Source organism: Corynebacterium kalinowskii (genome assembly GCF_009734385.1).
GTDB classification, from domain to species: Bacteria; Actinomycetota; Actinomycetes; order Mycobacteriales; family Mycobacteriaceae; genus Corynebacterium; species Corynebacterium kalinowskii.
The window spans coordinates 1,688,044-1,709,733 of the sequence record NZ_CP046452.1 but is presented as its reverse complement, the minus strand read 5'-3'; the positions used below and the strand labels follow the sequence as shown (position 1 = coordinate 1,709,733).

Here is a 21,690-nt window from a genome sequence, read left to right as displayed (position 1 = left end):
GTGCAGCTGTCCAGCTTATCCCTGCTGCTGCCACGTTGTGGTGGTGCCTTGACGCAGCAGGGCAAAGGCCTTGTCTGCGAACGCATGCAGTTCCGCGGTGGAATAGCTCGAGTCCGGTTCAAAGTAGCGGGAAAGGCACATACCCGCAGTATGAACTGTGTTCTGCAGGGTCAGCCGCACGAGGTCTGGATCGGTCGTCGGAAAGCGGTGTTGCCAGAACTCTTCGAAGCGACAGTGCAGTTGCCGGACCTCATTGTGTGGCGGCAGGGCGCAAACTTGATCGAGCTGCTGGCCGATCGACGCGATCATACTGATCGTGCGCAGCAAATCGGAATCCTCCGAAATCACACCGTGCACTATCTTTTCGAAAGCAGTGACGATATCCGTATCTGGGGGCAGCTGCTCCATGCTGCGCTGTACCTCGTCAATGGACTGCACCACGAACTCGGAAAGCGCCTCTTCACGGGAGGCGAAGTAATTGTGGAACGTGCGAGTTGACACTCCGGCAGCCTCCGCGACTGCCGCGACAGTCAGGGCTTGTTCGCCCTGTTCGAACATGATGGTCGCGGCAGCAGTGGCAAGGGCTCGCCGCGTGGCGACCTTTTTGGACTCCCGGAGGTTACTCATTTCGCTAGTGCCTCGCCTTCAATATCAACCTTTGGCAAGATCCTATCGATCCACTTCGGCAACCACCAAGCTCGCTCGTCGAGCAAGAACATAGTGGCCGGAATGATCATCATGCGTACGACGAAGGCATCGAATGCTACTGCGACCGCGAGGGCAAAACCCATCGTCTTAATAAAGGCCGCATCTTGCATCATGAACGCCGCAAACACGGAGATCATGATCAGCGCCGCTGCGGTTACTACTCGAGCGCCGTGCTTGAAGCCATTCGACGTGGCGTTACCGGCGGTCTTGCCGTGTGCCCAGCCTTCTCGCATGCGGGTCACCAAGAAGACTTGGTAGTCCATGGCCAAGCCGAAGACGAGGCCGATGAGCATGATGGGGAGGAAGGAGAGGAGCGGCTGTGGGTCGTCGATAAGCCCGAGCCAGCCCTCTTGGAAGAAGCCCACGGTGATGCCGAAGGTGGCGGCGACCGAGAGCGCGAAGCCAGCGGCGGCGATCAGTGGGACCCAGATCGAGCGGAATACCAGCATGAGCACCAGGAATGCCAGGGCGAGAACAATCGCGATGTAGGGCAGCAGCACGTTCTGGAGGCGGGCGGAGATGTCGTCGAAAATTGGCGTGACACCAGTGATGCCGTAGGTGGCGCCGGTGGCTTCCTCGAAGGCAGGGACGTGATCGCGCAGCGCAGTGAGGGTTTCCGAGGTGCGTTCGTCCGTGGCGCCGTATTTCGGTGTGATCATGATTTGGGCGGTGTCGAGGCTGTCGGTGGTCTTGACCACCTGCGCATTCTCGACGCCCTCGGTTGCGGAAATCTCGCTGAGCGCAGCGCCCATTGCCTGCTGGCGCTGCTCAGGAGCCACATCGACCAGGTCTACGAGGGCAATCATAGGGGCGTTGCGGCCGGGACCAAAGGCCTCAGCGGTGGTTTCGTAGGCCACGCGGGCAGGGGAGCCAAGGGGCTCGGATCCGTCTGTTGGCATAGCCAGGCGCAGTTGGCCGGCAGGAATGGCCAGCAGGCCGAGGAAGACTACGCCAAGCACGAGGTGCAGGATCGGGCGGTTGCGGATGCGACGCACCCACAGCAGTCCCATGGTTGGCTTTTCGTCCTCTGGGTCAGGTGCCTGCACACCAGGGACGCGCGCGGCGAATACCTTGGTGCCGAGCAGCCCCAACACGGCAGGTAGGAAGGACAGAGCTACGAGCACTGCGATGACCACGGTTGCGGCGGCGGCGAGTGCCATCGCGGTGAGGAATGGGATGTTGATGATGGACAGCGCGGTCAGTGCAATGATGACGGTGATACCGGCGAATACGACGGCTGAGCCAGCCTTGCCCACGGCCAGACCCATGGCTTCCGCACGCTGGGCGACGGTGGTCTTCTTGATTTCTGCAGCAAGTTCCGCGGGTGTCAGGTCGTTTCCGATCTGGGCGATTAGCTCGTTGCGGAATCGGGAAACGATGAAGAGCGCGTAGTCGATGCCCACGGCCAGGCCGATCATCGATGCCAGCGTCGGCGTCATGTCATTGATCGAGTCGGTGAAGGCGGTGCCGAGCATCACGCCCAGCAGGCCGATGGCGACGCCGACGACGGCGGAAATCAGCGGCATACCGGCGGCCACGAACGACCCGAAGGTGATCATGAGAACCAGCGCGGCGACAGCAATACCAATGAGCTCCGAAGCCATGCCCATTTCGCCCTGGCCGGAGAATGCCTGTCCGGCGTAGGACACCTGCAGGTTATCGCTGGCAGCAGCGTCCAGAGTGGACTTCAAATCGGTGCGGTCAGCGGCGTCAATATCCATCGCCGAAGCAGCGTCGAAGGCGACATTGATGGTGCCGGTTCGGCCGTCCTCGCTGAGCGGAGAAAGCGCGCGGATATCCGCGGCGATCTGCTCTTCCGGCACGCCTTGTGCGGTCTTGGCTTCCGTGAGCTGCTGTTGCATACCCATCGCGGCTAGCTGTGGGGCGACGATCGCTTCCGTGTTTGCCAGATATGGCTTGGACTGAAGGTCTTGCACGAGCTTTGCGACGGCCGCTTCCTGATCTGGGTCCTGCAAGGACTTCCCGGCAGGTGCCTGGACAACGATCGATCCAGTAGGAGCGGAAGCCATATCGCCGGCGTCTGGGAAGCGTTCTTGCATCTTTTCCTGAGTGACTACAGAGTCGAGCCCAGGAATAGAAAAGCTGGTGTTGGTGGACTTGGAGAAGGTGGTGGCCAAGCCACCGAGCGCGAAAAGAATGATGAGCCAGACGGCGATGAAGCGCCACTTGTGGTGGTAGGCGGATTTTCCGATTCGGTAGAGAAATTTCGCCACAGCGAAGTCCTTAATGTTGTGTAGAACAATAACAATTGCATATTGTATGCAAAATTGCGCACGGCGTGCAATGTAGGAGTTGATGGTGTGCAATTTTCGCTAATGTAGATTGGGAGTGTTCGAATTAGCGGAGATCCTTGGCCAGCTCAAGTACCTAAAGTCAGATGTGGAGAATCGGCGTTGACCTTTGAATTAATCTTCATCGCGCTGATGAATGCGTTGGTGTTTTGGTCGGGCACGTTGCTCACCCGATTGGCTCCACGGACTACCGCCTTTGGATATCGAGTCTCGGAGGACTTCGATAGGCGAGCGGTATTCCGCCCCTTCACTCGTGCCCTTGAACTTGCGGCCGTTGCGGCATTCATACTGACACTCGCCCTGGATATCGGGGCAGGAGCCTTACTCGGATTACTGGCGCTGCCTCTGACGTTGTTCCTTTGGTTCCATGGTCGGAGCAAAGTCCGCCCACAGGAGTTTCATGGCGAGCCTACTGGCTCGGTGACAGATGATGCTGAAAACCTCATCGAGGTGCCACCGGTCTCTCTGCTCGGCTATTGGCTCGGTCTGCTCGTAATCGCGGTAACCGCTGCCTACGTCGCAGCCCGATGGGCCAACATTCCGGAGCGCTTTGCTACGCACTTTTCCGGCAACTGGGAGCCCGATGCTTGGTCTGACAAGTCCGTGTTGGGAGTATTCGGACTGACTTTCCTCAATTTCGGACTGCTGGTGTTGATGGCCGGCAGCGTCCTGCCGTTCCTAAAACTAAAGATTTACGCTCGCACTGATCCGAGTGAGGCGGGTAAAAAGGCCACGGGCGCCGTAATTTCTGCAGCGGCCACTGCCCTTGGATGGTTCACATGTGCATTGGTCGTGTGCTTGAGTCTGATGCAACTATCTATAGTGCTGCCAGCTTGGCAATCCGCTGGAACCTTGGCACTTATCGGAACGCTGGCGGCCTCGATCGGCGGTACCATCGGCATGATCGCGTACATCATGGTCAAAGCGGACAAGGCGCGTGGGGGATTAAGACCCCAGTTCAATTACCGTGATGATGATCAGTTCTACAAAGGTGGGATGTTTTACAACAACCCTAATGACCCAGCTCGCGTCGTGGATAAGCGCGACGGACTCGGAGTCGACTTCAACTATGCCCACGCGCCGGGCAAGATCTTCGCGGTCGCCGTCGTTGTCCTGCTGGTCGCCCCGCTGCTGCTACTGTTTCTCTAAACAACCAAGGAGGGGCACATGTGGCATGCGGTCAGCTTCGCGCTGATGGACTCAATTAACGTCCTGCTCATCGGCGTGATCGTGACGATCGGCGTGCTGCTTCCCCCACGCGCTGCTTATCGACGCATCGCGGCGCTCCTCGTCGGCGGCGACTGGTTGGGCGTGTTCCTGCTGTCCATCCCCACCCTGGCCGTGTTCGACCTGATCAAAGATAAAGTCCAGGCGGCGCTGGAATCGCCTGTGTTTGGCATTATCCTCATCGCGGTAGGTGTGCTCGGAGCCGTCATGACGTTTCGCGGCGGAGACAACACCGCGCTGGTGAATAAGATCATGCAGCCGCTGCAGGTGCCCACGTGGAAAACCGCAGCCACGGGCTTCGTTCTCGGCGTGGTGCAGTCGGCCACTTCGGTGCCGTTCTTTGCCGGTTTAGCGTACCTGAGTGCTGGAGGATTTAGCGTCGGATTCCGCTACACAGCGCTGTTTCTCTACGCTACGCTGGCGCTCAGCCTGCCGTTCCTCACCGCAGTGCTCATCGGCTTTGTTCGAGCCTTCCCGAACAGCCCAGCTGGCCGCGGTTTCGAATGGGCTCGAAACAATACGGAAATCTTGACCCCCATCGCTGGTTATGGAGTGTCATTGATTCTTACGATCATGGGCATCGCACACCTCGTTTGACGCAGCCCCAGATGCAATATTTCACTTGCGGCTGAACGACCTCTCACCGAGCATGAACAGGATTGCCGGGATGATGGTCATGCGGACGAGGAAAGCGTCGAAGAATACCGCCGTAGCTAGGGCGAATCCCAGCGTCTTGATAAAGACAGCATCATGAACCAGGAATGATGCGAACACGGCGATCATGATGAGCGCTGCCGCGGACACGACGCGAGCACTGTGCTGGAAACCGCTGTTAATGGCGTCACTGGCGCTCTTGCCGTTCAGCCACGCCTCACGCATCCGTGACACGAGGAACACGTGGTAGTCCATGGCCAGGCCAAATACGAGCCCAATCAGGATGATCGGCAGGAATGAGACCAGGGGCTGTGGGTCGTCGACAAGCCCGAACTTGCCCTGCTGGAACAGCGCCACGGTGACCCCGAACGTCGCGCCAATGGACAGCACGAAACCGGCTGTGGCGATGATTGGCACCCACAGCGTGCGAAACACTGCGGCGAGCACGATGATCGCGAGCACCAACACGAGCGCAATGTAGGGCAGCAGCGCGTCGGTGAGGCGGTTGGAGAGGTCGATGAACACGGGGGTCATGCCGGTGATGCCGTAGCTCAAGCTTGTCGACGCCTCCACCCCAGCAGCGTGCTCCCGCAGCCGCGCTACGGTTTGCGCCGCTCCCTTGTCGGTAGCGGTGTAGTCGGTGGTGATGAGGAGCTCTACCGTATCCAGGCTGTCGGTGGCGCGGATCGGCTGGACGTGGGAGACACCCTCGATCTTGCTCATCTCCTGAGCTGCCTTGAAGATCACCTTCTTGCGGTCGCCTTCGCTGACTTGCGCAGCATCAACCACTGCTGCGAGCGGGTAGTTGCGGCCGGGGCCGAAGCCGGATTCGATCAGGTCGGCGGAGGTACGGGTGTGCGAGCCGAGAGGTGCTGAGGAATCAGTCGGCATGGCTACCTGGAGGTCCTTTGCCGGAGCTGCACAGAGAACTAAGAAAATCACCGTGGGCACCAAGATGACAGCCGGGTGCAACTTGAGCATCTTCACCCACCAGCGCGCAAAGGAGGATGATTGCAGGCTCTTCTTGCGAGGGCGAGGAAACAGTCGTTTGCCTGTGAGGCCTGCCAGTGCCGGCAACAGAGTCAGCGCTAGCAGCACCGCTAGCGTCACCGTTCCGGCGGCCGCGTGAGCCAAGGCGGTGAGGAATGGGATGTGGAAAATGGTCAGGGATACCAGGGCAATGATGACAGTGAGACCAGCGAAACACACTGAGTGCCCAGCTGTGGAGATCGCGATGCCCATTGATTCCGCACGCGGGCGATCCGGATTCTTTTCGATTTCATTGCGGAAACGAGCCAGGATGAACAAAGAATAGTCAATGCCGACAGCCAGGCCGATCATTACCGCAAATGTCGGGGCCAAGAAGTTCACAGCATCTGAGAAATGCGTGCTGAGCAGGATGCCGGCCATACTAATGGCGATACCACTCAATGCCGAAACGATAGGCATGCCTGCTGCGACGAGAGATCCGAAGGTAAGCATTAGGACTAACAGAGCAACAAGCAGGCCGAGCAGCTCAGCTCCCATGGACAGCTTGTCCATCCCGGTGAAAGCTTGCCCGAAATAGGACACCTGGAAATCGGGGTTGTTGAAGTCGTTGATGAGCTTCGCGGCTGAGTTCAGCTCTTCCAGCGGCACCCGACCGCCTTCGTCAACGCGGAATTGAACCTCTAAGATGCCGGTATCCTGCGTGGCGTTCAGCGGGCTGACAGCGCGAACATCTCCCTCAATGACGCTCGTCGGGAAATCGAACTCTGACTCTTCCCGATAGATGCGTTCGCGCAGCTCCTTGTGCGCCTCCATTGGGTCTTTAATGTCTTGGTCTGGAGCTGCCGCAGGGTGCTCCTCCAGTTTGGAGATCAACTCCTGCAGCATGGCGTAGTTGTCCGGATCAGAGAGCGTTTCGCCTTCCGGCACCTGCACCACAACTTTCCCGACGGGCAACATCTCGCCTTGCGGGACAGGGGGGAAGCGCTCGTCCATGAGCGCGCGGGTTGTCAGACTCGGCAGGTCGGGGATCGAAAACTCACGAGAAAGCGGAGTGGAGTACGCAGCCGCGAGCGCCGCAGCACCAGCGAAAACGAGTACCCACGTGAGGAGCGGAATCCACCAACGCCGATACACGGCCTGGCCAAGCGAGAACAACAGCCCCGACATCCCTAATAGTAATCCTTAAGCTCTAAAGTTTAGATAACCAAGTAAGGATACCCTGTTCAGAATTGCGATGCTGAATGGGGAATAGTGGGATAAATCCAGCCCAATCTTGGCATAAAACCGAACTGAATAGTCCCAGGCAGGAGTCGCATTCCTAGTCGGCTACCAACGGCTCCATGGTGAGCTCGGGGTGCTCTTTCTCGATGAACGCGAGCTTCCACTTGTCGCCAAACAAAGCGATGAGTTCACCATCGGTGCGGGTGAAGATTTCCACGCCACGTTGACGGCCGAGTTCGGGCGCGGATTCCGCGTCGGTGCGTCGGGCGACGGAGTATGGGATGGCTTCGGTGACGGTTTCCACGTTGTATTCGTTTTCCATGCGCGCTTGCATGACTTCGAACTGCATGGGGCCGACGGCGGCCATGACCGGGGCGGCATCGCCACGCAGGTCGTTGCGCAGAATCTGAACCACGCCTTCGGCGGCGAGCTGGTCGAGTGCCTTGCGGAACTGCTTGTACTTGCCCAGCGACTTGGCGCGCAGCGTGCGGAAGTGCTCCGGCGCGAACTGTGGCATTGGTGGGAACTGAACCTTATTGCCTTCGAAGATGGTGTCGCCAGGCGCGAGAGATCCGGCGTTGACCAGGCCGACGATGTCACCGGGGAAGGCGGATTCGACGGTGGAGCGGGTGCGGCCGAAGACGGTTAGAGCGTACTTGGTGGAGAAGCTTCGGCCCGATTGTGCATGCGTGACTTGCATGCCACGATCGAACTCGCCGGAAACGACGCGCATAAACGCAAGGTTGTCGCGGTGGTTCTTGTCCATGCCAGCCTGGACCTTGAACACGACGCCGGAGAAGTCATCCTCAATATCACGACTTTCGTCGAAAGTGCCAGTGGCAGTCTCAATGGCCTTGGGGTCTGAAGCACGCCCTCGTGGTGATGGTGCCAGCAAACACAGCGTATCCAGAATTTGGTGGACACCGAAGTTCAGCATTGCGGAGGCAAAGATGGTCGGCGAGGTGGTGCAATTTTCAAAGAGCTCTTGATCGTGGACCGCGCCGTCCATTGTCATCAGCTCGACCTCTTCAACGGTGGTATTCCACACATCGCCTTCGCGAGCAGCAGCTTCGTCGGGAGAGTAGTGCTCCTCTGGAGCGATGGTTGAGCCGCCAGCGGTGCGCAAGAAGTGGATGTATTCGTCCACTTCTCCGTCTTCAGTGATTCGAGCCAGTCCGCGGAAGTCGCCCGCCTCGCCCACCGGCCAGAACATCGGCGTCGGCTGCAGCTGGATTTCGGTGACGATTTCGTCCACCAGCTCCAGCGGCGAGCGTCCCACGCGGTCCCACTTATTGATCACCGTGACGATCGGTAGACCACGTGCCTTACACACCTTAAATAGTTTCAAGGTCTGTGGCTCGAGGCCTTTGGAGGCATCGACGAGCATGACAGCGGCGTCGACGGCGGTGAGCACGCGGTAGGTGTCTTCGGAGAAGTCCGCGTGACCTGGGGTGTCCACCAGGTTGATCATGTATGGCTCGCCCTCGTGGCCTTCGGGGGCGTACTCAAACTGCAACGCCGAGGATCCGATGGAAATGCCACGTTCCTTTTCCATGTCCATCCAGTCAGACACAGTGGACTTGCGGCCTGCCTTGCCGTGGACCGCGCCCGCCTCGGTGATCACGTGGGCGTGCAGCGCCAGCGCCTCCGTCAGCGTGGACTTACCAGCGTCAGGGTGTGCGATCACGGCGAAGGTACGGCGGCGGGAGGCCTCGGTTGCAATGGAACTCATGGGGTATAAGAATAGCTCGCATGACTGTTCTAGCCCAACTGTCCGCGCCCATCATCGCAGCTCCCATGGCTGGCGGTCCCTCGACACCCGCGCTTGTCGACGCCATCGCCAGCGAAGGCGGCTTCGGTTTCCTCGCAGCTGGCTACTTGAGCCCCGAAAAACTCCGGGAACAAATGGAAGCCGTGACCTGCGAGCGATACGGCGTGAACCTGTTCTATCCGCAGGCCCCGGCGGCAGACTTGGCTCCGGTTGCGGCTTATGCAGAGGAACTAGCCCCAGTGTTCGAAGCTCATGAAGCTTCGGTGCCGGATTATGCCTCCGCTGATCCTTCGGATGCCTTCGCAGCCAAGCTGGATGTAATGTGCGAACTCCGCCCAGCTGTAGTGAGCTGCACATTCGGCCTCTTCACAGTTGACGAAGTAGATCGGCTACACGAATGCGGCATTGAAGTATGGATGACGGTAACTAACCCCGCTGATGCTCGCGAGGCTGCCGAGCGAGGTGCCGATGTCCTCGTAGTGCAGGGACCTGAGGCCGGCGGACACCGGTCGACGCTGACAGTGGAAGAAGAACCTGACGCGCGGCCACTGCTGGAGTTGTTGGGGGCTCTGGACGTCGATAAGCCAGTTGTGGCAGCGGGCGGGCTAACCAACGCTTTCGCAGTTGCTCAAGCGTTGGAATACGCGGATGCCGTCGCTTGCGGCACCGCCTTCCTGTTGGCGGACGAAGCCGGGACATCCGAACTGCATCGCGCGCAGGTAGCTAGGGGAGGGCGTACCGCCACCACGCGTGCGTTTTCCGGGCGCATCGCGAGGGGCATCGAAACGCAGTTCATGTGCGATCACGCCGATGCCCCCGCAGTTTACCCCCATGTGAACACCTTGATGAAGCCCATCCGCAGCGTAACCTCTGACACAAACTATGTGGCTGCTTGGGCTGGTACGCAGGTAAAACACGCCTTTTCGGGGTCAGTGGCGGAGATTGTTTCTGCCCTGTGTGAGGGGGATCGAGAAATGAATACCAAAACCCTGTAAATTCGAAAGTGTATGTCATTTGAACCATTTACCGTGGAGGACCACATGTCGGAGCAGACCCCGATTTCGCAGGCAGACTGGAACGAGCGCGTAGAGCTCGCTGAGAAGATGATCCCGTTGATCGGCAAGTTGCGCCGCGAAAACAACGTGGTCGTGTCTATTTTTGGTCGTCTGCTGGTGACTGCGACGGAGATCGACATCATCAAGTCGCACCGCTACGCTCGTCGCATCACCGAGCACGAGCTTCCGCTTTCCCAGACCCTGCCAATCCTGGAGGAGCTGGTGAAGATGGACCTCGGTACCGTCTCCATCGACCTCGGCGCCCTGGCCACCAAGTTCGAAGCTGAAGGTGGCGACCTGCGCACCTTCCTTGACCGCGAGCTTGACGACGTCATCGGCACCGCCGACAAGACCCCGCAGACCGACATTGTGCTCTACGGCTTCGGCCGCATCGGCCGCCTGCTCGCCCGCATCCTGCTGGCTCGCCAGGCCATGTACAACGGCCCACGCCTGCGCGCCATCGTCGTCCGCAAGAACGGTGACCAGGATCTGGAGAAGCGCGCCTCGCTGCTGCGCCGCGACTCCGTCCACGGCGCTTTTGAAGGCTCGATCACCGTTGACGAAGAAAAGAACATCATCTGGGCCAACGGCACCCCAATCCAGGTCATCTACTCCTCCGACCCAGCCACCGTCGACTACACCGAGTACGGCATCAACGATGCCATCGTCGTGGACAACACTGGTCGCTGGCGCGATCGTGCAGGCCTCGAGCAGCACCTGAAGTCCAAGGGCGTCGCTCGTGTGCTGCTCACCGCACCAGGCAAGGGTGATATCAAGAACGTTGTTTACGGCGTGAACCAGAAGGACATCACCCCTGAGGACCAGATCCTCTCCGCTGCGTCCTGCACCACGAACGCCATCACCCCAGTGCTTAAGGTTCTGGACGAGAAGTGGGGCGTGAACTACGGTCACGTCGAGACGGTCCACTCCTTTACCAATGACCAGAACCTCATCGACAACTTCCACAAGGGCGCTCGTCGTGGCCGCGCTGCCACCCTGAACATGGTCATCACCGAAACCGGCGCCGCCAAGGCCGTATCCAAGGCGCTGCCACAGTTCGAGGGCAAGCTCACCGGTTCCTCCATCCGCGTTCCGACCCCAGACGTGTCCATGGCTGTGCTCAACCTGAACATGGTCAACGACGTGACGGTAGAAGACGTCAACGACTACATCCGTCAGGTTTCCCTGGTGTCCGAGCTGCGTCAGCAGATCGACTACATCAAGTCCCCTGAGGTTGTCTCCACCGACTTCGTCGGCTCCACCCACGCAGGTGTTGTCGACGGCCTGGCTACCATCGCCAAGGGCAAGCAGCTCGTGCTTTACGTCTGGTACGACAACGAGTTTGGCTACTCTAACCAGGTCATCCGCATCGTCGAAGAGATGGCCGGCGCGCGTCCCAAGGTTCGCCCAATGCGCCTTGAGCTGACCGAGGTCTAATCAACCACGCTCCTTAAAGCCCGTCATTCGGATGGTTTCCTCCCGCAGGGGAGGACATCTGATTGGCGGGCTTTTGCCCCTTTAATCGGGTAGACATTCAATCAATTAGTTGAACGTGGAACTATCGCCTAACCATACAAAGGGGCTTAAATCATGTGAACTGGGTCATTTGATAATAATTTTCAACTCTTTGGACGTAGCTTGGGGATGGAACCAAAAGACAAGGAGTTCAAGGATGTCTGACATCGTCATATTAGGGGCGGGCGTCTCGGGCCATACCGCTGCGCTGCATCTCAGCAGGTTACTACCTGAGGGACACACCATCACGGTGGTTTCGCCGAACGCCGACTGGAACTGGATCCCAAGCAACATTTGGGTCGGCGTGGGACGCATGGACAAAAAGAAGGTGCTGTTTCCGCTAGGACCCGTGTACCGCAAGAAGGGAATTCGCTTCGAACAAGCGCGGGCGACTGCGCTTTGGCCTGAAGGCGATGAAGCAGACTCTAGGCCAGCTGTGGACATCGTCTGCACCGATAAAGCGCGTAGCGGTGAACAGAAACGGATCCGCTACGACTACCTCATTAATGCCACTGGACCACAGTTGCGGTTTGACCTAACTAAAGGACTCGGGCCAGAAGGTGGACACTCCCTCTCTGTCTGTACAGCAGAACATGCAGTCGCAGCAGCTCAGGGGCTTGCGGACACCATTCGTGAGTTGAAGAAGGGGAACCCACAAACTCTCATCGTAGGCACTGGTCACGGAACCTGTACTTGTGAGGGTGCAGCCTTTGAGTACGCCTTCAACGTCGAACACGAACTCCGTGCCGCCGGTGTGCGGGACAAGGCTCGGTTGATATACCTTACTAACGAACCGGAACTCGGCGACTTCGGTGTCGGGGGCATGGTATTCAAGCAGGAAGGCTACGAAACCACCTCGAAAATTTGGACCGAATCCCTGTTCCGCGAACGAGGGGTGGAAGCCATCACAGGCGCGCATGTCCATGAAGTCAAAGATGGTGTTGTGCACTTTGAGACCCTCGACGGTACTTTTCACGACCTTGAGTTCAACTTCGCGATGCTCCTGCCACCATTCGGAGGAGTGCCCCTCACCGCGCACGCCCCAGATGGCTCGGACATTTCCGAGCGGCTCTTTGCACCCAACGGCTTCATGAAAGTCGATGCAGACTACAGCAAGAAGCCTTACTCAGAGTGGAAGGCCTCAGACTGGCCAGAGACCTGCCTCGCCGCAGCGTATGACAACATCTGGGCCGTCGGCATTGCCTTTGCGCCCCCGCACCAAATATCCGAGCCAAGGACCACACCAAACGGCACGCTAATCGCACCTGCGCCACCACGCACCGGCCAGCCCTCCGGTGAAATGGGTAAAGCCGCAGCGCTTTCCATTGTTGAGCGCATCACAAAGGGGCCGGACGCGAAGCTGCACACGGCCTCAATGGCCCGACTCGGTTCTGCCTGCGTGGCATCCGCCGGCACAGGACTCACCACGGGATCCGCGGCATCGATGGTCATGATGCCGATCGTGCCCGATAAAGACAAATACCCGTCAGGCCGAGACCTGCGCTACACCACCGGAGAAATCGGGCTGTCCGGACACTGGACAAAGCTTCTCCTGCACTACATGTTCATCTACAAAGCCAAGGGACTGCCAGGATGGCAGTTCATCCCGGAATAAGGAGATCCTACCGTGTTGGACAACACTCCTAAGAAAGCAACCGAGCCCTACATTCGCAACCTCAACCACGCGCCGTTGCCAACGGAAAGCACGCTCAAACGCAGGAAGAGCATTCCATTTCAGCTGGTCCGATTTGCGGTGAGCAATCTACGGCTCGCGCTCATGGTCTTTGGCGGAAAACACTAGCCCGAATTGTGAGGAAACCGTGGGGCTATTTGCCGTGGATTGTATTCTGGGCAAATTCGAGCCCATGGGACACAATCAAAGTGGCGCCCTCTGCTGCATCCGCACAGATCGCTCCGAGATCGGCGGCTTCCTGCGCCGAAAACGGTTTGAGCACGTAAGACGCCGGGTCCTGTCGACCCGGCGGGCGCCCGATCCCGATGCGGATGCGCAGATAGTCTTTTGTACCCAAAGTCTGGCTGGTCGAACGTAGCCCGTTGTGTCCGTTTTCGCCGCCACCCTTCTTGAGTCGCACGGTGCCAAAGTCCAGGTCCAGCTCATCGTGGATCACAATGACGTTCGCGGCTGGGACTTTGAAAAAATCACACAGCGCACGGATAGGACCGCCGGAGAGATTCATGAAGGTGCGAGGCTTGGCCAGAACCACCTTAGTATCGCCGATCCGGGTCTCCAGGATGTCCGAGTTGGACTTCTTATGGCTGCTGAAGGAACCCATGTGGTCGTCTGCGATTTGATCAACAGCGATGAAGCCGACGTTATGACGCGTGGTTTCGTAACGAGAACCCGGATTGCCCAGGCCAACGATGAGGTAGGGGTCTGACATACAAATCATTCTAGTGTTGGAAATGGAAAAGCAGACTATCGAATCTCGAGGGAATCGATAGTCTGCGTTACCAAATTCAGCAGGTTTACTCTGCGGACTCTTCTGCAGGAGCCTCTTCTGGAGCGTCTTCAACAACGCCAGCTGCCTCTGCAGCCTCGTCGGCTTCTGCCTCGTTGTCTTCAGGTGCAACGAAGTTGATCATGAGGACATCTGCCTCGTCGGTCAGCTCGGTGCCCTCAGGCAGCTCGATGTCGCCTGCGAGGATCTGGTCGCCAACAACCTTGCCAGCAACGGAGACGACGATCTCCTCTGGGATGGACATAACGTCTGCGAGGACGCGGATGGTGTCGGTCTCCTGGATCAGCATGGTGCCAGGTCCTGGCTCGCCAGCGGTAACGACAGGAACCTCGACCTCAACCTTTTCGCCCTTCTTGATGGCGAGGAGGTCGGCGTGGTCGATCTGCCAGTTCAGGACGTTCTGGTCGACGTGCTTGATCATGGCAAGCTGCTTCTCACCCTCGATGTCCACGGTCACAACGGTGTTCACACCGTGGTTACGAACGATCTTGGTGAACTCGATGCGGTCGACGGTGATGTGCAGTGGCTCAAAGCCCTTTGCGTAGATGACGGCAGGAACAAGACCTGCGACGCGAGCGCGGCGGGCGAAACCCTTGCCGAACTCCTTACGTGGTGCTGCAACAAGTGCAATTGCCTCGTTAGACATAATGTGCCTCCAATAAAGTGTTTGTAGAAGGCCGCCAGACAAAGCAAAAGCCTGCGGCCAACTCGCGGATAGTGTCATCGTCGAGTTTTCGCAGGCTTGAAGTGAAAACCATCGCGTCGATAACGGCCCAAATTAGGTGCCCTCGCCGAGACCTACGGATATTATCACGCCAATTCGTTCCCTAGCAAAGTCAGTGTACGCAGCTGTCCCTCGACGCTTGGGGAAGCCAGCGTAGTGATGAGTTCGTCGGCCTGATACTCAGTGGCGAAGTCTCGGAAGTACTCCGCCACCTGGTCCGGCTTGCCGACGGCCGTGTACTGCAACATGGTGCGCACCTGCTCTGCAGCAGGCGAGACCATCAGCAGCTGCTTGTCGGCCTCGCTGAATTTCCGATTGCGTCCGACCAGGGCTTCGACCCGCAATTCGAAGGTCTCGTTGGCTTCAGCGATTGCTTCATTCTCGTCTTCGCTGACGATGGCGTTGAGTGCCGCAATGAAGTACGGCTCCGGGTGACGCTCAGACGGCTGGTAGTTGTCTCGATACACCATGGCTACTTGGCGAAGGTGCGTAGGTGCGAAGTGGGAGGCAAAGGCATAGGGGAGGCCCAAACGAGCTGCCAGCTCGGCACCGAAGAGAGAAGATCCCAGGATATAGAGCGGGACGTTGGTGCCGCGACCTGGGTATGCATTGATGTGCTGGGTTCCGTCTCCCAGGAATTCTTGGAGCTCCACGATGTCAGCTGGGAAATTCTCGGCTGCCGCCGGGGAGCGTCGCAAAGCACGCAGCGTCATCTGATCGGTGCCAGGAGCGCGCCCGAGCCCGAGGTCAATGCGGTCGCCGTGGATCGTGGCGAGGGTACCAAACTGCTCTGCGATGACGAGGGGGGAGTGATTCGGCAGCATGACACCGCCGGAGCCGAGTCGAATCTTCGTCGTGTGATCGGCAACGTGCCCGATGAGCACGCTCGTTGCCGAAGACGCGATGGTCGGCATGTTGTGGTGCTCTGCGTACCAGACGCGCTGGAAACCCTGTTGTTCCGCTTCTTGGGCGATGCGTACAGAATTGTTGATGGCTTCTTTGATAGGAGTTCCGGGGTGGACATGAACTAGGTCGAGAACCGAAATGGATAACATGCGATTTCCTATGCAGATGTGGGTTGGTAGACATTTCAACCAAAATTAGACGCGAGATATTTCCGATTGTTTTTGGTTTGGGAATACTCGGTGATCATTGGGCGTTGAAACCAGCATGACTGAACTCTTCGCGCCGGTCCAGATCGGGGCTATTACTCTTCCCAACCGTATGGTCATGGCACCATTGACACGCAGCCGCGCTGATCGCGACGGTATCCCTTCAGAACTACATGCGCAGTACTACTCGCAACGCGCCACTGCCGGTCTGATTGTGTCGGAGGGAACCTTCACGGCAGGATCGAACCGGGCTTTCCCAGGACAACCGGGACTGGAGAACTCAGAGCAGCAGGCAGGATGGGCCCGCGTCATGGATGCGGTGCACGCGCAGGGCGGGCACATCTTCGTACAGCTCATGCACGCTGGTCGTCTGACGCATGCGGAGCTTGCAGACGGCCACCACCCCGAGGCGCCATCTGCTATTGCCTCCGGCACTGCGGTTCGTGATTGGAACGAACGCAAGGAATGCCCAACACCCCGTGCCTTGGAAGCTTCGGAACTCCCCCGAATCGTCGAGCAGTTCCGTACTGCCGCACGGCGTGCGATCGATGCGGGTGCTGACGGAGTGGAAATCCACGGAGCCAACGGCTATCTGCTGAACGAGTTCCTGAGTGACGGCGCCAATCAGCGCATGGACAATTACGGTGGCTCCCCACGCAACCGATACCGCCTCATTGAGGAGGTTCTACGGGCTGTTGTCCACGAGATCGGTGCCGAGCGGGTGGGCATTCGCTTCTCGCCGGGATTGCCGACTCAGGGCATCACCGAAACAGAGGTGCTGGAAACTTATGGTGGTCTGCTCGATGCAGTCGCCGACCTGAGCTTGGCCTATGTTTCTTTCATCTGCGCAGCTCCCGCAGGGCTTACATTGAGCGACCTCGCGGTCCGAGCTCGTGCGAACGGAGTCACCAAGGTGTTGTCCAACGTGTGGTCGCCGGAAGGCACCGATCGGGCGCTGGCTGAGCAGCAGCTGGCGCAACCCTATGTTGATGCCGTCGTAGTCGGGCGCGCGCTGATCGCGAACCCAGATCTGGTGCGCCGCTGGGCTGAGGACCTGCCACTTAACGAGCCGGATCCAGCGACCTTTTACGCCGGCGGTGCACGCGGCTACACCGATTATCCAACCTTGTAGTAACGCCAAAGCTCCCTATCCAGTCGGATAGGGAGCTTATTAAGGTCGGTTACGCCTGGCCCTCGAAGAGAGTGGTCACAGAGCCATTCTCGAAGATTTCCTTGATGGTGCGAGCCAACAGTGGAGCGATCGACAAGACGGTGAGGTTGTCCCAGCCCTCGCCGTTCTGCGGGAGTGTGTCGGTGGTGATGACTTCCTTGGCACCGCACTGAGAAAGGCGCTCGCGAGCAGGGTCGGAAAAGACACCGTGGGTACAAGCGATGATGACATCGCCAGCGCCTGCTTCGCGGAGCACGCCGACGGCACCAGCGATGGTGCCGCCGGTGTCGATCATGTCGTCGAGAAGCACGCAGGTCTTGCCCGCGACATCACCGACAACGCGATTGGCAACCACCTGGTTGGCTACCTCGCTGGAGCGGGTCTTGTGGACGAATGCCAGTGGGGCGTCGCCAAGGATGTTGGCCCACTTCTCGGCAACCTTCACGCGACCGGCGTCAGGGGAGACCACGCAGATGTTTTCGAGGGAGTAGTTGTTCTTGATGTAGTCCGTGAGAATCGGCATGGCGTGCATGTGATCGACTGGACCGTCGAAGAAGCCCTGAATCTGATCGGTGTGCAGATCCACGGACACGATGCGATCTGCACCAGCAGCCTTGAGCAGGTCAGCGACCAGGCGAGCAGAGATAGGCTCGCGACCACGGTGCTTCTTGTCTTGGCGGGCGTATGGGTAGAACGGCAGGATCGCGGTGATGCGCTTGGCAGAGCCACGCTTCAGAGCGTCGATCATGATGAGCTGTTCCATCAGCCACTTGTTCAGCGGCTGGGTGTGGGACTGGATGACGAAGGCATCGGAGCCACGGACAGACTCTTCGAAACGGACGAAGATCTCGCCGTTTGCGAAGTCGCGTGCGGTCATCGGGGTGAGCTCAACGCCCAGTTCTTCAGCCACAGCCTCGCCGAGTTCTGGGTGCGCGCGCCCAGAAAACAGCATAAGGTTCTTGTGGCTTTCGGTCCAGTGTGCGGTCATAGACGCAGCCTAGCCTTCCTGCTCAGTGGTATTCATCTCGCGCAGAGCCGCTTCAGCCGCCTCAGCTGCAGCGGTGCCCGGGCGCTTCTGCTGGACCCAGCCCTCAATGTTGCGCTGGCGTCCACCGGAAACGACGAGAGCTCCTGGCGGGACATCGTCTTTAATTACTGTACCCGCACCCGAATAAGCTCCATCGCCTACGGTCACTGGAGCGATGAACATGGTGTCGGAACCAGTGCGGACGTGGCTGCCCACAGTGGTGTGGTGCTTGTTCACACCGTCGTAATTGACGAAGACGGACGATGCGCCGATGTTGGAATGCTCGCCGATGGTGGCATCACCGACGTAGGTCAGGTGTGGCACCTTGGAGCCGGTACCAATCTGCACGTTCTTAGTCTCAACGAAGCCACCGAGCTTGCCCTTGGCACCAAGCTTGGTGCCTGGGCGCAGGTAGGTGAATGGGCCGACCGTAGCTTCGGCACCGATCTCGGAGTCGAAAGCATGGGTGCGGATGACGGAAGCGCCATCGCCGACGGTGACGTTGACGAGGGTGGTGTCCGGGCCGATTTCAACGCCGTTGCCGATGACGGTTTTGCCGCGCAGCTGGGTACCTGGGTGGATGACAACATCCTGGCCGATCTGGACGTCGACGTCGATGAAAGTGGAAGCTGGGTCGATGAGGGTGGCGCCACCGCGCATTGCGATTTCACGCAGGCGCTCATTGAACACTTGGTTCATAGCGGCGAGCTGGACGCGGTCGTTGACACCAGCGATCAGCATTGCGTCATCGATCATGTGCCCGCGAGCGATTTTGCCCTGACGGCGAGCGATACCCACCACGTCGGTCAGGTAAAACTCTCCCTGAGCATTGTTGGTGTCAAGCTGAGTCACGGCCTCGCGCAGGAGCGCTGCGTCGAAGGCGTAGACGCCGGAGTTGATCTCTGTGATGAGCTTCTGCTCGGCAGTGGCGTCCTTCTCCTCCACGATGGAGGTGACACCAGCGTCATCGCGCACGATGCGACCGTAGCCGGTAGGTGCGTCGAGCTGGGCGGTCAAGACGGTGACTGCGGCATCGCCGTGCGTTTCGACGAGTCCCTGTAGTACGTCGCCACTCAGCATTGGAACGTCAGAGGTAGTGACGACAACGGTGCCTTCGTAGTCCGCAGGCAGAGCTTCCAGCCCGCACGCTACCGCGTGGCCGGTGCCGTTTTGTTCTTCCTGGACCGCGGTTTTTACGCTCATTCCAAGAGTTTCGGACTCTGCTTCAAGAGCGGGAACAACCTGGTCGCGACAGTGTCCTACCACTGCGATTAGGTGCTCTGGCTTGAGTGCAACTGCTGCATGCAGTGCATGGGCAAGCATCGTGCGTCCTGCAACTTCATGCAGCATCTTTGGCTTTGCAGATTTCATGCGGGTGCCCGCACCTGCAGCAAGGATGACTACCGCCACCGGATTCGTCATGGATCTCCGATCAATTGATTGAGTTTGGCCTCATTCAAATTTACCGCAGACTAAGTACCGAGTTGGGACTAGCGGGAAAATAGGATCCGGAAAATGCTCAACAAGGCATCCCAGAGGGTGCCAAAGCTGCTGCCCATGCCCGCCTTTGAGTCTCCTACGGGAGCCGGAGCAGGGGTGGTTTCCGGAGCCGGAGCGACGGACGTGGTCGGCTGATCCTGCGGGGGAAGAGGGGGCTCATTCATGTAGCCGCCGTCTTTCACCACAATCGGCATTGAAACTGCGAGTGAGGTGGCATTGTTTGCCCACACCTGGGCGGTGTAGGTCCCAGCGAGGGTCGGCGTGCCGACGAGTGCATTGACTGCGGCATCGTAGGTCAAGCCTGTAGGCAAGCCAGAAACCTGCACTCCGGTGAAACCGGTGAAGTCTGCAACAAGGGGGATATTCGCAGGGCTGAATGCGTTGACGGTGACGGGAGCTTCTGGCGCAATCGGGCCGGCAACAATGCCGTGCACGGTCAGTGGGATCATCGTCGTGTAGGCGTTGGTTTCGTCGTTGGCCCAGACTTGGATTTGGTATGCACCTTCGAGGGTCGGGGCACCGACGAGGGAATTGGTTGCGGAGTCGTAGGCCATGCCATCGGGAAGTCTGGACACCCGAACGTTTGCGTACTGAGTGAATTCTGCAGGAAGTGGGATGGAAACCTGAGAATAGGCTGCCACTGGTTCGGTCTCTGCATGCGCGATTGGTGCGGCGAACAGGGAGGCAGTGACGAGGGTTGCTGCAAGGATGCGTTTCATTGCGCTAATCTTTCCAATTTACACAGCTAATGAGAAGTTTTTATTCAGGTTATTTTGCGGTGCTCACTTCTTCGAGATTTCGGCCCAACAACGCGCCGATCAGGCCCATGGCTGCTAGGAACAATAGGGCCGCATGTGGTCCCCAATGCGCGATTCCACCAGAAATTGCGCCTGCCAGCAGCAGGATCACGCCCATGGCTGTGTTCGCGACGGCGACGTAGCGGGTGCGAAGCTCACCCTCTGCCATATCCACAACATAGGTCTTGCGCCCGACACGGATCGCGGTGTGAATGAGGTGAATAGCAAAGAAACCAATCGGCATCACCCACACGTTAATGACGTCAGCGAGCCAGAGAGAGCTGGCGACCAGCGTCAAGATGACGACCGAGGCCGCCAGGGCGCCGTATTGCATGACGCTTTTCGACGACCGATCCGCCCACACGCCTGCAACTCGGCCGCCAACGATTAAAGCAATTCCTGTCGCCAGCAAGAACGCGCCCAGACTGTTGGGCGAGAGCATAACAAGGAAGGTAGGGGAAAGCGCCGAGACGAGAAGTAGCGATCGCACTATGACAAAGGTGCGGAACTTTCTGTCCTCGTTGAGCAGTTGCCGCGAATCAGACAACCAATTGTTTGGCGCTTGTTCCTGTTCCTCGGGGATTGGTTCACGGATGGTCCCGAAAATTGCGCCAGCTAGCAGCCATGCGGCAGCGGAGAAAAAGATCAGCCCAACAAGTACTGAGACTGGCGGTGTCTTGCCGAGCAACATCAGCGCCGCACCGATCGCGACGACTGACACCCCGCCAACCATCGCTGCGGTACCGGTGATACGTCCGCGCCGACCTTTTGAAATAGTTCGTCCCTGCACGTCCTTCGAGGCGATCGAACAAAAGGCGCGGCCCAATGCCAACGCGCCGAGCAGCGTTACGACGGCCCATCCCAAGGCAGAGCCTTTGAGGAAAAGTACACATGCGCCGATTCCGGCAGCCGCAATACCTTGAATGATTGAACCAATGACCCAAATCCGAGTTCGACTCTTTTGGCGCACCACCCATGGCGTCAGTGCAGCCTGAGGAAGCATGGATCCCGATTCCCGAATCGGCACTAGCATTGCGGAAAAGAAACCCGGTGCTCCCGCGATATGCAGTAAGTAGGGAAGTACGGTTTTCGCTGCGACGACTTGATCGCCGATGCTTTGCAGCCCGTTTGCGCCGATAAAGCGTCGAGCGTTGAAATCCTCGTTATCCAGCTTCGCCATAGATAACCATGGTAGCTGGGTCTTCTTTTGACTTCGTGAAAAGAAAAGGGCCCTAGAAGGGCCCTTAATTCTGAATTGCTGCAGCTTTGCAGTTTTAAGCTATGTGATGACGCAGGATGAGTACACGAGCTGCAGTCACGAGAAATATTGCTGCGAGTGCTGAAACCACTGGGAACTCAAGTCCGGTGGAAGCAAGCACACCGCGTTCAGACTTGGTTGTCTCAGGAGCAGCCTTCGGGGCGAATT

General features: G+C 58.6%; 18 protein-coding genes. 7 read left to right on the top strand and 11 right to left on the bottom strand.

Going from position 1 to position 21,690, the window contains the following annotated elements:
- Positions 1 to 15 precede the first annotated feature (15 nt).
- Positions 16 to 627: a TetR family transcriptional regulator gene (locus CKALI_RS08110; protein ID WP_156192822.1), complete on the bottom strand. Its 612-nt coding sequence runs from the start codon at positions 625 to 627 to the stop codon at positions 16 to 18.
- Positions 624 to 2,942, bottom strand: a complete 2,319-nt coding sequence (locus CKALI_RS08105; protein WP_156192821.1) for an MMPL family transporter — start codon at positions 2,940 to 2,942, stop codon at positions 624 to 626. The genes CKALI_RS08110 and CKALI_RS08105 overlap by 4 nt, the downstream gene beginning before the upstream one ends.
- A 180-nt stretch (positions 2,943 to 3,122) precedes the next feature.
- On the opposite strand from CKALI_RS08105, the gene CKALI_RS08100 reads away from it, so the two are divergent.
- A complete protein-coding gene (locus tag CKALI_RS08100) occupies positions 3,123 to 4,169 on the top strand; it encodes a DUF1648 domain-containing protein (RefSeq protein ID WP_156192820.1) in 1,047 nt (348 codons plus the stop codon).
- A gap of 18 nt (positions 4,170 to 4,187) precedes the next feature.
- Complete coding sequence (locus CKALI_RS08095; protein WP_156192819.1) at positions 4,188 to 4,844, top strand: hypothetical protein; 657 nt, start codon at positions 4,188 to 4,190, stop codon at positions 4,842 to 4,844.
- A 21-nt stretch (positions 4,845 to 4,865) separates the two neighbouring features.
- Here the strand turns inward: CKALI_RS08095 and CKALI_RS08090 are convergent, their stop codons facing one another.
- Complete coding sequence (locus tag CKALI_RS08090; RefSeq protein ID WP_156192818.1) at positions 4,866 to 7,058, bottom strand: MMPL family transporter; 2,193 nt, start codon at positions 7,056 to 7,058, stop codon at positions 4,866 to 4,868.
- A 151-nt stretch (positions 7,059 to 7,209) separates the two neighbouring features.
- Positions 7,210 to 8,844, bottom strand: coding sequence for a peptide chain release factor 3 (locus CKALI_RS08085; RefSeq protein WP_156192817.1), 1,635 nt, complete (start codon positions 8,842 to 8,844; stop codon positions 7,210 to 7,212).
- Between the two features lie 20 nt (positions 8,845 to 8,864).
- Here CKALI_RS08085 and CKALI_RS08080 point away from each other — a divergent pair, with 20 nt between their 5' ends.
- The 4 genes from CKALI_RS08080 (at position 8,865) to CKALI_RS12210 (ending at position 13,254) form a co-directional block, all read left to right on the top strand.
- The gene (locus tag CKALI_RS08080) at positions 8,865 to 9,878 is read left to right on the top strand and encodes a nitronate monooxygenase (protein ID WP_156192816.1); all 1,014 of its coding nucleotides are present in this window, start codon (positions 8,865 to 8,867) and stop codon (positions 9,876 to 9,878) included.
- A gap of 45 nt (positions 9,879 to 9,923) precedes the next feature.
- Entirely contained in the window at positions 9,924 to 11,375 is a 1,452-nt protein-coding gene (locus CKALI_RS08075; protein WP_156192815.1) for a glyceraldehyde-3-phosphate dehydrogenase, read from the top strand.
- 235 nt (positions 11,376 to 11,610) lie between these two features.
- Positions 11,611 to 13,068 carry an NAD(P)/FAD-dependent oxidoreductase gene (locus CKALI_RS08070; protein WP_156192814.1) on the top strand — a complete coding sequence of 486 codons (1,458 nt, stop codon included), beginning with the start codon at positions 11,611 to 11,613 and terminating at the stop codon, positions 13,066 to 13,068.
- Positions 13,069 to 13,080: 12 nt separating this feature from the next.
- On the top strand, positions 13,081 to 13,254 hold the full coding sequence (locus tag CKALI_RS12210; protein ID WP_197079665.1) for a hypothetical protein: 174 nt from the start codon (positions 13,081 to 13,083) through the stop codon (positions 13,252 to 13,254).
- Between the two features lie 25 nt (positions 13,255 to 13,279).
- On the opposite strand, the gene pth is transcribed toward CKALI_RS12210, so the two are convergent.
- The 3 genes from pth to CKALI_RS08055 all read right to left on the bottom strand — a co-directional run bounded on the left by pth (position 13,280) and on the right by CKALI_RS08055 (position 15,712).
- On the bottom strand, positions 13,280 to 13,855 hold the full coding sequence (gene pth, locus CKALI_RS08065; RefSeq protein WP_156192813.1) for an aminoacyl-tRNA hydrolase: 576 nt from the start codon (positions 13,853 to 13,855) through the stop codon (positions 13,280 to 13,282).
- Positions 13,856 to 13,940: 85 nt separating this feature from the next.
- Positions 13,941 to 14,579: a 50S ribosomal protein L25/general stress protein Ctc gene (locus CKALI_RS08060; RefSeq protein WP_156192812.1), complete on the bottom strand. Its 639-nt coding sequence runs from the start codon at positions 14,577 to 14,579 to the stop codon at positions 13,941 to 13,943.
- Between the two features lie 164 nt (positions 14,580 to 14,743).
- Positions 14,744 to 15,712, bottom strand: a complete 969-nt coding sequence (locus CKALI_RS08055) for an LLM class flavin-dependent oxidoreductase (RefSeq protein ID WP_156192811.1) — start codon at positions 15,710 to 15,712, stop codon at positions 14,744 to 14,746.
- Between the two features lie 115 nt (positions 15,713 to 15,827).
- Here CKALI_RS08055 and CKALI_RS08050 point away from each other — a divergent pair, with 115 nt between their 5' ends.
- Positions 15,828 to 16,901, top strand: a complete 1,074-nt coding sequence (locus tag CKALI_RS08050) for an alkene reductase (protein ID WP_156192810.1) — start codon at positions 15,828 to 15,830, stop codon at positions 16,899 to 16,901.
- A 49-nt stretch (positions 16,902 to 16,950) separates the two neighbouring features.
- On the opposite strand, the gene CKALI_RS08045 is transcribed toward CKALI_RS08050, so the two are convergent.
- The 4 genes from CKALI_RS08045 to CKALI_RS08030 all read right to left on the bottom strand — a co-directional run bounded on the left by CKALI_RS08045 (position 16,951) and on the right by CKALI_RS08030 (position 21,435).
- Positions 16,951 to 17,928 carry a ribose-phosphate diphosphokinase gene (locus tag CKALI_RS08045; RefSeq protein WP_156192809.1) on the bottom strand — a complete coding sequence of 326 codons (978 nt, stop codon included), beginning with the start codon at positions 17,926 to 17,928 and terminating at the stop codon, positions 16,951 to 16,953.
- A gap of 9 nt (positions 17,929 to 17,937) precedes the next feature.
- A complete protein-coding gene (gene glmU / locus CKALI_RS08040; RefSeq protein WP_156192808.1) occupies positions 17,938 to 19,389 on the bottom strand; it encodes a bifunctional UDP-N-acetylglucosamine diphosphorylase/glucosamine-1-phosphate N-acetyltransferase GlmU in 1,452 nt (483 codons plus the stop codon).
- Between the two features lie 68 nt (positions 19,390 to 19,457).
- Entirely contained in the window at positions 19,458 to 20,186 is a 729-nt protein-coding gene (locus tag CKALI_RS08035; protein ID WP_156192807.1) for a putative Ig domain-containing protein, read from the bottom strand.
- A 49-nt stretch (positions 20,187 to 20,235) separates the two neighbouring features.
- Positions 20,236 to 21,435, bottom strand: a complete 1,200-nt coding sequence (locus CKALI_RS08030; RefSeq protein WP_197079799.1) for an MFS transporter — start codon at positions 21,433 to 21,435, stop codon at positions 20,236 to 20,238.
- Positions 21,436 to 21,690: the final 255 nt, after the last annotated feature.

Bases quoted from the DNA above. Each gene is read 5' to 3' on its own strand.
- CKALI_RS08095 (WP_156192819.1), top strand. From the start codon at position 4,188: ATGTGGCATGCGGTCAGCTTCGCGCTGATGGACTCAATTAACGTCCTG.
- CKALI_RS08035 (WP_156192807.1), bottom strand. From the start codon at position 20,186: ATGAAACGCATCCTTGCAGCAACCCTCGTCACTGCCTCCCTGTTCGCC.
- CKALI_RS08045 (WP_156192809.1), bottom strand. From the start codon at position 17,928: ATGACCGCACACTGGACCGAAAGCCACAAGAACCTTATGCTGTTTTCT.
- CKALI_RS08085 (WP_156192817.1), bottom strand. From the start codon at position 8,844: ATGAGTTCCATTGCAACCGAGGCCTCCCGCCGCCGTACCTTCGCCGTG.
- pth (WP_156192813.1), bottom strand. From the start codon at position 13,855: ATGTCAGACCCCTACCTCATCGTTGGCCTGGGCAATCCGGGTTCTCGT.
- CKALI_RS08110 (WP_156192822.1), bottom strand. From the start codon at position 627: ATGAGTAACCTCCGGGAGTCCAAAAAGGTCGCCACGCGGCGAGCCCTT.
- CKALI_RS08070 (WP_156192814.1), top strand. From the start codon at position 11,611: ATGTCTGACATCGTCATATTAGGGGCGGGCGTCTCGGGCCATACCGCT.
- CKALI_RS08055 (WP_156192811.1), bottom strand. From the start codon at position 15,712: ATGTTATCCATTTCGGTTCTCGACCTAGTTCATGTCCACCCCGGAACT.
- CKALI_RS08050 (WP_156192810.1), top strand. From the start codon at position 15,828: ATGACTGAACTCTTCGCGCCGGTCCAGATCGGGGCTATTACTCTTCCC.
- CKALI_RS08060 (WP_156192812.1), bottom strand. From the start codon at position 14,579: ATGTCTAACGAGGCAATTGCACTTGTTGCAGCACCACGTAAGGAGTTC.
- CKALI_RS08075 (WP_156192815.1), top strand. From the start codon at position 9,924: ATGTCGGAGCAGACCCCGATTTCGCAGGCAGACTGGAACGAGCGCGTA.
- glmU (WP_156192808.1), bottom strand. From the start codon at position 19,389: ATGACGAATCCGGTGGCGGTAGTCATCCTTGCTGCAGGTGCGGGCACC.
- CKALI_RS08080 (WP_156192816.1), top strand. From the start codon at position 8,865: ATGACTGTTCTAGCCCAACTGTCCGCGCCCATCATCGCAGCTCCCATG.
- CKALI_RS08090 (WP_156192818.1), bottom strand. From the start codon at position 7,058: ATGTCGGGGCTGTTGTTCTCGCTTGGCCAGGCCGTGTATCGGCGTTGG.